At 61.9% G+C, this 12212-nt stretch carries 8 protein-coding genes; 2 read left to right on the top strand and 6 right to left on the bottom strand.

The window, feature by feature from the left end; genetic code table 11:
* Positions 1–30: 30 nt before the first annotated feature.
* Positions 31–993 (top strand): alpha/beta hydrolase, encoded by a 963-nt coding sequence (locus tag HX801_RS14225; RefSeq protein ID WP_177022273.1) that lies wholly within the window; start codon positions 31–33, stop codon positions 991–993.
* Positions 994–1043: 50 nt separating this feature from the next.
* On the opposite strand, the gene HX801_RS14220 is transcribed toward HX801_RS14225, so the two are convergent.
* The 5 genes from HX801_RS14220 to pvdM form a co-directional block, all read right to left on the bottom strand.
* Positions 1044–3509: a TonB-dependent siderophore receptor gene (locus HX801_RS14220; protein ID WP_008434507.1), complete on the bottom strand. Its 2466-nt coding sequence runs from the start codon at positions 3507–3509 to the stop codon at positions 1044–1046.
* A gap of 97 nt (positions 3510–3606) precedes the next feature.
* Positions 3607–5256, bottom strand: coding sequence for a cyclic peptide export ABC transporter (locus HX801_RS14215; RefSeq protein WP_003208548.1), 1650 nt, complete (start codon positions 5254–5256; stop codon positions 3607–3609).
* 157 nt (positions 5257–5413) lie between these two features.
* A complete protein-coding gene (locus HX801_RS14210; protein WP_003208550.1) occupies positions 5414–6289 on the bottom strand; it encodes a formylglycine-generating enzyme family protein in 876 nt (291 codons plus the stop codon).
* A gap of 31 nt (positions 6290–6320) precedes the next feature.
* A complete protein-coding gene (locus tag HX801_RS14205; RefSeq protein WP_003208551.1) occupies positions 6321–7598 on the bottom strand; it encodes an aminotransferase class V-fold PLP-dependent enzyme in 1278 nt (425 codons plus the stop codon).
* Positions 7599–7625: 27 nt separating this feature from the next.
* A complete protein-coding gene (gene pvdM / locus HX801_RS14200; protein ID WP_008434503.1) occupies positions 7626–8975 on the bottom strand; it encodes a pyoverdine-tailoring dipeptidase-like protein PvdM in 1350 nt (449 codons plus the stop codon).
* A 152-nt stretch (positions 8976–9127) separates the two neighbouring features.
* Here pvdM and HX801_RS14195 point away from each other — a divergent pair, with 152 nt between their 5' ends.
* Positions 9128–10756, top strand: coding sequence for a PvdJ/PvdD/PvdP-like protein (locus HX801_RS14195; protein ID WP_177022272.1), 1629 nt, complete (start codon positions 9128–9130; stop codon positions 10754–10756).
* A gap of 44 nt (positions 10757–10800) precedes the next feature.
* Here HX801_RS14195 and HX801_RS14190 read toward each other — a convergent pair whose 3' ends face one another.
* Positions 10801–12210 carry an efflux transporter outer membrane subunit gene (locus HX801_RS14190; RefSeq protein ID WP_177022271.1) on the bottom strand — a complete coding sequence of 470 codons (1410 nt, stop codon included), beginning with the start codon at positions 12208–12210 and terminating at the stop codon, positions 10801–10803.
* Positions 12211–12212 lie beyond the last annotated feature (2 nt).

The raw sequence follows: 12212 nt of genomic DNA, 5'->3' as shown, positions 1-12212 counted from the left end.
GTCTGTGGCTTTTTCATAAGGAAACCTGCGATGTCCTTGCATCCGGAACTCAATGCCTTCCTCGACCTGGCGCAAGAAAGCCAGGCGGACGGTCCTGGGCCGTTTCACCTGTCAACGCCCGCCCAGGCTCGTGAGGCGTTCGAGCGCACCACCGCGCAACTGCGCTGGCAGGCGCCTGCGCGGGTGCGCTGCAGCCCCATCGAATTCACGGCACGCGATGGTGCGACGCTGGCGTTGCGTGTGTACCGTCCAGCTGACGTTTCGGCGCAGAGCCTGCCGGTGCTGGTGTACTTCCATGGCGGTGGCTACGTGGTCGGCAGCCTGGAATCCCATGACGGGGTGTGCCGCGAGTTCTGCGCCAGAACTCCGTGTGCGGTGGTTTCAGTGGGTTATCGACTGGCGCCGGAGCACAGGTTCCCGACGCCGCTGAACGATGGCGCCGATGCCCTGGCCTGGCTGGCCGATAACGCTGCAGCCGAAGGCCTGGACCTCACCCGCGTGGCTTTCGGTGGCGACAGTGTGGGGGCCACGCTGGCGACGGTGCTGGCGTTGCAGTCGGTGCTCGAGCCCGCGACGCTGGCAATTAAACCCTGCTGGCAACTGCTGTGCTATCCGGTGACGGACGCTTCTACCAATAGCCCGTCGACCGAGCTGTTCGGCGAGGGCTATCTGCTGGAGACCGAGACACTGGAATGGTTCTACCGGCATTACGCCCGGGAGGCGGCGGATCGTCTTGACTGGCGCTTCTCGCCATTGCTGGCGCCGGGGTACCCGGGCATGCCACCGGCGCTGATTGCGTTGGCCGGTCATGACCCGCTGCTGGATGAAGGGCGTGCCTATGCCCGACGGTTGCAGGAACAGGGGGTGGCGGTGGAAGTGATCGAGTACGCCGGGTTGATTCACGATTTCCTGCGCCTGCAGAGCGTGGTGCCGGATATCGACGAGGTGTACGGTCAATTGACCCAGGCATTGCGAGCCGCGCTGGCAGCTTGAGAACAGGCATAAAAAAACCGGGCCAGGCCCGGTTTTTTTGTGGGTGTTGCCTAGAAGTTGTACGTCACGTCAACCGAGGCGACGCGTTCCTGGCCGTAGTAGCAGCCGAACGAGTAGTTGCAGTGGGACACGTACTCGCGGTTGAACACGTTCTGCACGTTCAGGCTGGTTTCCACGCCACGCAGGCTTGGCGATACCTTGCTCAGGTCGTAGCTGACGGTGGTGTCATAGACCACAAAGCCCGGGACCTCGAACGAGTTGGCAGCATCACCGGGTTTGGGGCCGGTGTAGCGGGCGCCGGCACCGAAGGTCAGGCCATTGAGCACCGCCTGGGTGAAGTGGTAGTCAACCCACAGCGATGCCGAAACCGGTGCCTGTTGCTCGGTGCGGTTACCGGTGTTGCCGTAGTTGTTCTTGATGTAGAACGCGTCGAGGTAGGACGCAGCAGCCAGTACGTCGACGTTGGCAATCGACGATTTGACTTCCAGTTCAACACCGCGGGAGCGAACCTGGCCTTGCTGGACCGAGTACTGGGTGTACTCGTTATCCTGGCTCAACACGTTTTTCTGCTTGATCTGGTACACGGAAGCCGTGATCAGCGTCTTCTCGAACGGCTGGTACTTCACACCCACTTCGTACTGTTCGCCTTCGGTCGGCGCGAAGGCCTTGCCGCCACGTTCGGGCGCGGTAGTGCCAACGGTCGGCAGGAAGGATTCGGAGTAGCTGACGTACGGCGCCAGCCCGAAGTCGGTGACATAGGTCAGGCCGACACGGCCGGTGAACTTGTTGTCACGCTGTTCGGTGATGGAGTTTGCAATCAGGTCCTTGTTTTCAACTTCGGCCCAGTCCTGACGGCCACCAATGGTCAGGATCCACTTGTCCAGTTTGATCTGGTCCTGCAGGTAGACGCCGGTCTGGCGCACGGTGTTGTCCCACTTGGTGGTTTTTTCCGGGGTCACGCTGCTGGTGTCGTAGTTGTTGTTTTCGCCGTAGAGGTTGATCGGCAGTACGTTGTAGGCGTTGTAGCCGGTGTATTTGCGGTTGAAGTTGCGATAGTCCAGGCCGACCAGGGTGGTGTGCTCTAGCGCGCCGGTGTTGAATTTGTATTCCAGGTTGTTATCGATGGTGTAGGCGGTGTTGTGCTGGCGCCAGTCGAGTTTGACACGGTTGGCCCGGGTCTGGTCGACCGCGCCGGTGACTGCATCGGTGACGAAGCTGCGCAGGTAGAAGCCTTTGTAGTCGTCGCGTACGTCGGTGTAGCGGGCGGTGGAGCGACCTTTCAGGTTTTCGCTGAAGCTGTGGGTCAAGTCGTAGCCCAGGATGAACTGGTCACGTTTGTAGTCGTTGTATTTCGAGTCGCCGGAGAAGAAGTTGCGGTCGATGCGTTTGCCGTTGGGGCCGCGCTCGAGAGAGCCGATCATTGGCAACGCCTGATAGTCTTCCAGGCCTCGGTCCCGCTGGATCTGCGCCAGTACGGTCAGGGATGTGTCGTCGTTCGGGGCCCAGGTCAGGCTGGGTGCCAGCAGCATGCGTTCGCTGTGGGTATGATCGACCTGCTGGTTGCCTTTCTTCGCGACGCCGACGATGCGATAGCTGAACTCTTTCTGATCGTCGAGCGGACCGCTGGTGTCGAATGCGCCGTTGACCCGGTTGTAGCTGCCGGCACCGATCTTGACCTCGCTGCGTTGTTCGGTGGTCGGTCGCTTGGAGACCATGTTGATCAGGCCGCCTGGCTGGTTCTGGCCAAAGAGCACCGACGATGGGCCCTTGAGCACTTCGATGCGCTCCAGGGTATACGGGTCGATTTGCGGGGCGCCGCCGAGGCTGCCGGCATAGGGCAAGTAAGCGCCGTCCAGGTACAGCTGGGTAGGGGCGAAGCCACGGCTGGTGATTTCGTCGGCGATCGCATTGCGGTCGGTGAAGCCGCCGGTGTTCAGGCCTGGCGTGTAGCGCAAGGCCTGGGTCAGGTTGAGTGCGCCCTGGGTTTCGATCTGTTTAGCGGTGACCACGTTGACGGTTTGCGGAATTTCCAGGAGGGGCGTATCGGTCTTGGTGCCGGTGGCGCTGCGGGTGGCAACGTAGCCGTCCACGGGGCCGTAGGCCGATTCAACAGCCTGGCCACTGATGGTGGTGGCACCCAGCTCCAGTGAATCACCCGTTGCCCGGGCACGTACGGTGACGGTGTTGGCTTGAACGGTGAACACAGCGCCGGTCCCCACCAGCATCTGCGACAACGCCTGTTCAGGCGACAACCGGCCGCTCACCGGCTGGCTGTGCTGGCCCTTTACATCATCGGCGCTGTACAGCACTTGCATGTTCGACTGGGTGCCCAGCGCCTGCAGGGCGCTTGCCAGTGATTGTGCCGGGATATTGAAGTTGATCTCCTGGGCCTGAACCTGCGCACTGAACGGCAACGCCAGCGCCATGCTGAACGCGGTGGCGCTGAAGCCCGGCTGCAGCATACGGCGCATGAACAAGGCTTTGGTAAAACGTGGAATCCCCGCAATTGCTGACATTGTGCTCACTCTTACTGGTTTTAATGGTTGCGTAGTTGTTAGCGATTCTTAATTAGACGCATGAGGCCGGAAAAACCAGAATGAGAATCTAACTTATTCATGCCGGTTGCAGTTCGGTGGCTACTTTCCCGGCTTCCATGCGGACCAGTTGGTCGGCAATGTCGAAGTAACGATCGTCGTGGGAAATCACGATGATGGTTTTGCCCAGGCGCTTGAGATCCGGCAGCAGCTCGGTGTAGAAAATCCGCCGGAAGGTCGGGTCCTGGTCTGCGGCCCATTCGTCAAACACCAGCACCGGGCGTTCCTCCAGCCATGCATTGACCAGCGCCAGGCGCTTGCGCTGGCCGGTGGACAGGTCGGTGGTGGTGAACGAACCGTCACGCACGCTGACCTTGTGGCCGATTTCCAGGCGCTGCAGGTATTGGTTGGCATCTTCGGGAATATGGGTATCGCCCTGCACCACGTCGTCGAACAGGTAGTAGTCAGCGAAGATCGTGGTGAACAACTGGCGATAGTCGTCACGTGTCACTGCCGTCACGGGCTGCCCGTTGAGGCGGATTTCTCCCTGCTGCGGGGCGTACAGGCCTAGCAGCAGCTTGATCAGGGTGGTCTTGCCGCAACCGTTTTCGCCGACAATGAAGATAATGTCGCCTTGCTCGATCTTCAGGTTGACCGGGCCCAGGCGAAACGGTGCGCTCCCTTCGGTGGCGGGGAAACTGTAGGACACGTCCGTCAATTCCAGGCTGTGCACCGGCGTACTCTGGTTGCCTTGGTCGCTGAGCAGCAGGTGGGGTTCGGGCGAGGAAAACTGCTCCGACAGCGCGGCGATACGGCGGAATGCGATCTGCGCGCGGCTGACGATTGGCAGGGTGCCGATCAGATGCTCCAGCGGCCCTTTCATGTACAGCAGCACCAGCACAAAGCCGCTCATCACTGATTTGTCGGCACTCGGCCACAGTGATTGCAGGGCGAGTGCCAGCCCGATGACCACGAAAAACAGCATGGAGCCGAGGGTCTTGGCGACGACGAAAATATTCACCGAACGAATTTGTGTGTCGCAGATTTTGTCGGCGGTGCTTTCTATCCCCGACACAAACATGCGGTGCCTGCGCGGACGATGGATGCGCAGCTCCTTGGCGCCCTCGGCGATGGAATTGTAGTGTTTCTGCAGTTCGTCTTCGGCGTCGCGGGCCTCCATGAAGCCTTTGATTCCCCGGCCCCGGGCGATGTACTGGACGACCGTGCCGATGATGATCGCGACCACCATGATCAGGAACATCGGCCATGACAGCATCGCCAGGTAGCCCATGCAGCCAAGGGTGACGGTCAGCGAAATGGCCAGCGGGGCGAAGGCGAACGCGAAATCGCTGATGGTGTCGACGTCGTGGGTGAGCACCGGGATCAGGCGGTGGCTGCGGTAGCGCTCAATCTGTTCGATGGGCGCCGACAGGACTTTTTCCCCAAGCTCCTTGCGCAGCCGGGCGATGATCTTTTGCCCCACATAATTGGTGCCGATATCGGAAAAGATCGAACTGACCAGTGCCAGCAGGCAGAGGCCGGCAAAGGCGCCGACCACGGTGTTGGTCAGGCCGTTGTCGGCGTGCAGCACGGTATTGATGGTCGCCAGCAATACCGTGACGCTGAGGCCGCCGACCATGCCGAGCAGAATGGAGCCGACAACGATCAGCCGAAAGGGTTTGAGCAGGGTGAACAATTCATTGATCACCCCACGTGTTGGTTTGCTCATGGAGGTTCCCTGCTTGAAGATCGGCCGGGCCCGGCTTCGGTCGCGGGCTCGGCCTGGGTGGCATAGAGGGCGGTGGTGCGCCGCAATGCGTTGCATGACGGGTCACACACACCTGTAAAACGACTGGGGGGAGGGTTAATTTAGAGGGCTGGCTGCCTTACAGATCCCGCACGACGCGAAAGCCGATCCAGTCGCCGCGGTTGTCCGGTACCAACGCATTGCGGTTGCCGGAGCGGGAGAACACGGGGGCTTCACCCCAGTCGTTGCCGCGGATGCGTCTGAACTGGCATTTACCGGTCAGCCAGGCGCTGCCGTCGCTTGGGGCGCCGACGTAATCGTCGTTGTAGCAATCGGCTGTCCACTCGTAGACGTTGCCGTGCATGTCGTACATGCCGAACGCGTTGGGCGGGTAGCTGCCCACCGGGGACGAGTAGCTGTAGCCATCCGCCGGGCCGTAGGTGTTGGCATGCTGGGCAATGCTGTAGCCCTTGCCCTCGTCGAACGGGAAGGGGAACGGGCCGGTGGAGCCGGCGCGGGCGGCGTATTCACGTTGGGCTTCACTGACCATCTGGTAGTGATGGCCGGTTTTCTTCGATAGCCAGGCGACGTAGTTCTGCACATCCTCGAAGTCCATGCACACGGCAGGTTGGCGTGGCCCCTGGGGGTAGCGTGGCTTGCTGGCGACGCACTCGCGGCCGGGTCGTTCATCGCCATTGGCAATCTTGACCCCGGACTGGCGTACATAGCTGTCCCACTCGCCGGCGGTGACCTGGAAGCGGCTCATGGCGAAGGGCCTGGCAAAGGTGACCGGGTGCATCGGGCCTTCATCAGGCTCGCGGCCCACTTCGTCTTCCGGGGTGCCCATGGTGAACGTACCGGCGGGCAACACGACCATTTCCGGGCAGTCCTTGCAGTCCTTGAACACTTTACCGGGTGTCGGCGTGGCCGCCTGGGCCAACCCCGGTAGCAGGGCACTGCACAGTGTTGTCAGAATCACTGCGGCCAGCGGTTTCAGGTGCGGGTGATGGTTCATGGGAGCATCTCGCTGAAATGAAAAAGAGGCGTCACAACCGTTGGCTCAGCAACGTCATGAAGCGCTGGATCTCGGCCGATGTGTTGAGCAGGCCCGGGGAAGTGCGAATCACCGGGCCGGCGTCCCGATATACCGAGTCGATCACTACCCGGTTTTTCATCATGTGGGCGGCCACGTCGCGGCTGTCCTGGCCGTTGACCCGGAAGAAGGTGAAGCCTGCCGACAACTCGCTGCTGCGGGGTGTCACCAGCTCTATCTTCGAGTGCGCCAGCAGTTGGGTCTTCAGTTCGTCGTTGAGCTGATGAATGCGTGCCTGTACCTGCGGCTTGCCCAACTGCAAGTGCAGTTTGAAGGCTTCATCCGCAGCCCAGCGATGTTCAAAGGCGTGGTAGCCGCCGGGTGTCATGGTGGTGGCGAAGTTGGTGTCTTCGGAGAAGGTCGGCACCATCGGTGTCACGTCGGTGTTCTGTTCCGAGCGGGCGCAAATGATCCCGGTGCCCCGCGGGCCGAACATCCACTTGTGGGTGCCGGCAATGAAAAAGTCGCAATGCATGTCCGGGAAGTCGAGGTTCTCGACGCCAAAGCCATGCACACCATCGACCACGTAGAGGATGCGGTCCTTGTCGTCACGGTTGCGGTTGTGTTCATCCACCAGCTTGCCGATCGCGCCGATCGGCAGCTTGACGCCGCTGCCGGATTGCACCCAGGTCATGCCGAGCACCCGGGTATTGGGGCGGATATTGCGCTCGATAGAACCGAGCACTTCATCGACGGACACCGAATGGGCGCTCTCGAACAATTTGATCTTGCGTACCTGGGTGCCTTCCTTGCGTACCCGGAAATCGAGGCTGTAGGCGGTGGCGTAATGTTCGTGAACAGTGGTGAGGATTTCCTGGTCGGGGCGTACCTGGATCCCGCCGTAAATCATCGCCAGGCCTTCGGAGGTGCTGCCGGTCAGGGCTATCTGGCCGGGCCTGGCATTCAGGTAGCGGCCGGCCCATTCGCGCACCTGGCCTTCACGCTTCCATGTCTCTTGCAGGTCCCAATCCATGGCCAGGCCGGGGTTGCGGTCGATCTGCGCGCGGTAGCGCTCGATGGCCTCACGCACCGGCTTGGGGTGCGAGGCCACCAGGAAATTCGAAAAGTGCAGGTAGTCCGGGTCCTGGGTAAACAGTTGGCGAAAGCCTGCCCAAGGGTCGCCAGGTGGTGCCGCATTGCCTGCCAGTGCCTGGGGGATGATGGCAGTGCCCAGCGGCAGGCTCGCGGCGAGAAGCCCGGCCTGCTTGAGAAACGTACGGCGGTCGGTCATGAATTCACTTCATTCATTGAGGGTGGTTCAGCGGTTGGCCAATGGCTTGGCAGCTTTTTGTACCTGGTCCCAGACCCGCAGGAAGTTGCCTCCCCAGAGCTTGGCGATATCGGCTTCGGAGTAGCCGCGCTGGATCAGTTCCGCAGTCACGTTGCGCACTTCGCCGACGTTCTCCCAGCCCTTGAGGCCGCCGCCGTCGTTGAAGTCCGAGGCGATGCCGACGTGGTCGATGCCAACCTTGCGCACGGTGTAATCGATGGCATCGCCCAAGTCCTTGAGGGTGGCCTTGGGTTCTTCTTCGAGGATGGCGTACAGCGCACTGGCGTATTGGCCAAACTTTTGTTCTGGCCAGGCCGAGATGATCGGGTCGCCGGGCATCAGGGCTACGGCCAGGTTGGGCAGTGGCGGCAGGTCGAAGCGCGCGCGCAACGCGTTGAGTTTGTCCTGGGTGGGCTGGCTGAGGGGGCGCAGGTAAGCTGGGAAGCCCACCACCTGAACGACACCGCCGCTGTTCTTGATCAGTTGCAGTTCCTTGTCGCTGAGGTTGCGTGGTATGTCCACCGACGCCCGTGGCGCCGAGTGGGAGGCCACCATCGGTGTGCGGCTCAGTTGCGCAACTTGCTCCAGGGCCTTGGTGGACATCTGCGAGACATCAATGATTACCCCCAGGTCATTGAGGCGATGCACGGCTTGCTTGCCGATATCCGAGAGGCCGTCGAGGGCATCGGGTGAGTCATTGAAAAACGGCAGTGGGCGTGACGAGTCCGACCAGGCGTTGTTGCCGATGTAGCTGAAGCCGAACATGCGCATGCCGCGCGCGGTCCACAGGTTCAACTGATTAAGGTCATCACCCAGCGGGTAGGCGTTGAGCATGCTGATAAAGATCGCAAACTTGCCTTCGCCATGCAGACGCCGGAAATCATCCGGGGTGTAGGCAATGCCCACTTGGTTGGGGAAGTCGCGAACCATGCCGGAGATGATCTTGTAGCGAGTCTCCTGCTGGTGGCGGGCTTCTTCGACAAAACCCGCGGTGGGCTTGTGGGGCGCATTGGGGCCGTTCCACATTTCCGGCCAGCCGAAAATCGTCAGGGCTGCACCCGACAGGCGCCCCCGGCTGGCCTTGGCCAGGTCGAACTGGCCGCTGCCGTCCTTGTCGGCTTCGTTGCCGGCGGTACCAAAGTTGAGCGGCACGGTGATGTGACTGTCGAACGACAGCAGGCGGTCCTGCATCTCATTGGCCTGCTTGATTACCGCCAACGGGTACCCGGCATTGCCCCTGAACCAATGGTCCCAAGCCAGGAACCCGGCCCCGGCGCCAATGGCCAGGACCAGCGGCAGGCCGAAGTACAACGCCTTTTTCGAACGTGGTTTTGTCATTGCCATCTCAGTCAGTTGAGGCCTTTGCTATCTGGGATGAACGAGCGATGGCCGGGAAAATTTAAGCCTGGGAGGCGCGGTGCTAAATTTCCCCTGTCAGCGAACGTTCTAGCTTGGATAAAGCCTGCTTGATGGCTGACACAGGTAAAGCAATGACGATTTCTCGACGAGGGTTCATCGCCGGCCTGGCGCTGACTGGCGCTGCAGTGCCTGCGGCCTTTTATGCCCATCGCGAGCTGACGCGTGAAGAGTTTCCGATTACCCCGGGCGAAGCCACGGTGGATCTGGCAGACACCGCCGGCCAGCATTTGGCGGACAGCCTGCGTGGCGTTTGGCATGTGCAGTTGGCAGGCCGCGATGCCGGCCTGAAAGGCCTGCCCCTGGAGGGCCTGGAATTGCTCCTCGACGTTGCCCCGCGTGGGCGTGGCCTGCGGGGCTACCTCGACACTGGCGAACAACTGCGTGCCGACGGCGAGCCGCGCTATCGTGTGTTGGGTGACCTGACTCCCGGAGACGGGGCGCATCTGTACTGGCGCCTGATCGACCGCGATGCCGTGGACGGGGCTCCAGCCTACGAGTTCAAAATGACCCTTGATGAAGTCTGGGCCGAATTCGGTAACGCCGGCAGCGGCACCTTGAGCGGGCAGATCCTCAGCCTGGACCGCCCATTGGCCCTGCTCGAACGGGACAATCATTTTGTCGCCACCAAGCGGCTGTTTCCCGAGGCGCGTGAGCGCATCGGTCTCAACCCGGTTCTATTGGCCTGGTTGATTGCTCCCGAACATCGCCTGTTTCACCAGCTCTGGCACGCTTCCCGTGACCAGTGGCACAAACTCTCCGAAGACAGGCGTAATGCCTTGCGGGGGATCGGCTGGCAGCCTGGTCCGCGTGACCGGGAGCGCGATGCACGGGGGCCGCGCAAGGATCGCAACGGTTCGGGCATCGACTTCTTTTTCATGCATCGGCACATGCTGGGCGCCGCACGTTCGATGCAGGACTTGCCATCGTGGACGTACTTCCCTCAGCCACAGCCGGGGCTGGAGCGTGATCGCCAGGGGTTTGTGCGTTATTTCGACAATCATGACGGTTTCGCGTTGCCGCCTACCTGGATGGCGGCGAATGACAGTGCGTATACCCAGTGGGTCAGCGATATCAAGGCGGCCGAGACTTACCACAGTAACTTTGAGGTCTGGGAGTCGCAGTACCGCGACCCGCGCTACCTGGCGAAACTCACATTGGGGCAGTTCGGCTCGGAGGTGGAGCTGGGCCTGCACGACTGGCTGCATATGCGCTGGGCCTCGGTGCCGCGGGACCCGTCCAACGGCGCGCCGGTGCCTTTTGCACGGGACCCGGCTGACTTTGCCGCGCGTTGGTATGTGGCAGAGAATGACTTCCTTGGAGATCCGTTTTCTTCTCACGTGAATCCGGTGTTCTGGCGTTTTCATGGTTGGATCGATGACCGCATCGAGGATTGGTTTCGTGCCCACGAGCGTTTTCATCCGGGTGAAGTGAGCCGGCTGGAGGTCAACGGCGTGCCCTGGTTTGCGCCGGGGCGCTGGGTGGAGGTGGATGACCCGTGGCTGGGGCCGGACACCCATGGTTGCAGCACCACGCCGGGGTTGCAGATGGGCAAGTCGATGGAGATGGACCCGGAGACCATGAAGCTGGCGCTGCGGATTACCTTCGGGGCGGATGAGGACAGGCTGGCCGGGCTGTTTCGCAAGGTGCCGAAGCGTCCCTGGTACGCGCGCCATTTGAAGGTCAAGGAGCGGGTGCTCTAAAGCGCGCCGCTCAACGGCTGGGGCCGGGCAAGCCCGGCTTTCATTCAGTTGATTGTGCTTGCTGGCACCTGCCAGCCGCCCCCCAGTGCCTTATACAACGCAATGCTTGCGTTCAGCCGCGATCGGCGTAATTGCACATTCATGTCCTGCGCCGCATATAACGTGCGCTGCGTCTCCAGCACCGTCAGCAAGTCCTCCGCCCCGGCTTCATAGCGGCTCTGGGCAATCTCAAAGGCAGTCTGCGCCTCCCTCAGTTCCTCGCTCTGCCACTGACGCTGCGCATCCAGCCCGCGAATGCTGCTCAGGGCTTTTTCCACATCGGCAAAGCCATTGATGATCGCTCCCCGGTACGTCTGCAGCAGCTCATCCTGGCGCGCCCGGGCCTTGTCCCGCTCGGCGCTCAGGCGGCCATTGTTGAAGATCGGTGCGACCAGGCCGGAAGTGAGGTTGTAGAACGGGCTGCGCACTACGTCGGCGAGCTTGTTGGCGCCCGAGCCAAGGTCGGCACTGAGGGTGAGGGTGGGCAACATGGCTGCCCGGGCGACGGTGACGTCTGCCTGGGCTGCTGCCAGCCGGGCCTCGGCACTGGCGATGTCGGGACGGCGGCTGAGCAGTTGGCTGGGAACACCGGCGGCGATGCCCGGCCAGTTCAATTGGGCGAAGGGTTGCGGGGCCAGGTGCAGGTCCTGCACCGGTGTGCCCAGCAGTGCCGCGAGGCTGATCAAGGCCTCGTCGGCCTGTTGCTGTGCCAGCGGCAGTTGGCGTTGTTGTGCGGCCACGAGGCTTTTTTGCTGGGCCAGTTCCAGGGCGGTGGCGGAGCCAGCATCGTGGCGAGTCTGCACCAGCTTCAACACGTTTTGGGCGTTGTCCAGGTTGAGTTGGGCGATGCGCAGTTGCTCACGCAATGACAGCCACTGGGTATAGCTGGTCGCAACACCGCTGAGCAGGGTCAGTTCCACGGTGGCCTGGTCGAACTCGCTGGCGCGCACCTCTTCCACGGCGCTGTCCCGGGCGGCGCGCTTGCCACCCCAGAAATCAATTTCGTAAGTGGCGCTCAGGCGCGCATCGAAGTAATCCACGGCCTTGTTGCTGCTGGTAGCGTCCAGCTGGCTGTAGCCCTTGCCCCGCAGCAGCTTCTGGCGGTTTGCATTGAACGCGCCGGTCAGTTCAGGCAGCAACGGTGCGCCGGCTATCACTGCGCTGGCCTGGGCCTGGCGCACCCGGGCCATGGCGCTGGCCAGGTCGTAACTGTCGCTGCGGGCCTGTTCGATCAGTTGGTTGAGCTGGGGGCTGTCGAAACTTGTCCACCATTGCTGGTTGGCCCGCAGCGCCGTTGCGTCGCTTGCGCTGTGCCAGGCGGGCGGTGTTTGCATGCCTGCGCCCGGACGCGGTGCGGGGCTGCTGCAGGCGGCCAGCAGCAGGCTGGCGGCGAGGAGGGTCAGGGACACTTTCATAG

This window comes from Pseudomonas sp. G1002 (assembly GCF_013385455.1).
GTDB lineage: Bacteria > Pseudomonadota > Gammaproteobacteria > Pseudomonadales > Pseudomonadaceae > Aquipseudomonas.
Note: the sequence above shows the minus strand (reverse complement) of the source record. Positions and strands in the feature narration are given on the sequence as shown.

Bases quoted from the DNA above. Each gene is read 5' to 3' on its own strand.
- HX801_RS14205 (WP_003208551.1), bottom strand. From the start codon at position 7,598: ATGACCGACCGCCGTACGTTTCTCAAGCAGGCCGGGCTTCTCGCCGCG.
- HX801_RS14225 (WP_177022273.1), top strand. From the start codon at position 31: ATGTCCTTGCATCCGGAACTCAATGCCTTCCTCGACCTGGCGCAAGAA.
- HX801_RS14195 (WP_177022272.1), top strand. From the start codon at position 9,128: ATGACGATTTCTCGACGAGGGTTCATCGCCGGCCTGGCGCTGACTGGC.
- HX801_RS14210 (WP_003208550.1), bottom strand. From the start codon at position 6,289: ATGAACCATCACCCGCACCTGAAACCGCTGGCCGCAGTGATTCTGACA.
- HX801_RS14215 (WP_003208548.1), bottom strand. From the start codon at position 5,256: ATGAGCAAACCAACACGTGGGGTGATCAATGAATTGTTCACCCTGCTC.
- HX801_RS14190 (WP_177022271.1), bottom strand. From the start codon at position 12,210: ATGAAAGTGTCCCTGACCCTCCTCGCCGCCAGCCTGCTGCTGGCCGCC.
- pvdM (WP_008434503.1), bottom strand. From the start codon at position 8,975: ATGACAAAACCACGTTCGAAAAAGGCGTTGTACTTCGGCCTGCCGCTG.
- HX801_RS14220 (WP_008434507.1), bottom strand. From the start codon at position 3,509: ATGTCAGCAATTGCGGGGATTCCACGTTTTACCAAAGCCTTGTTCATG.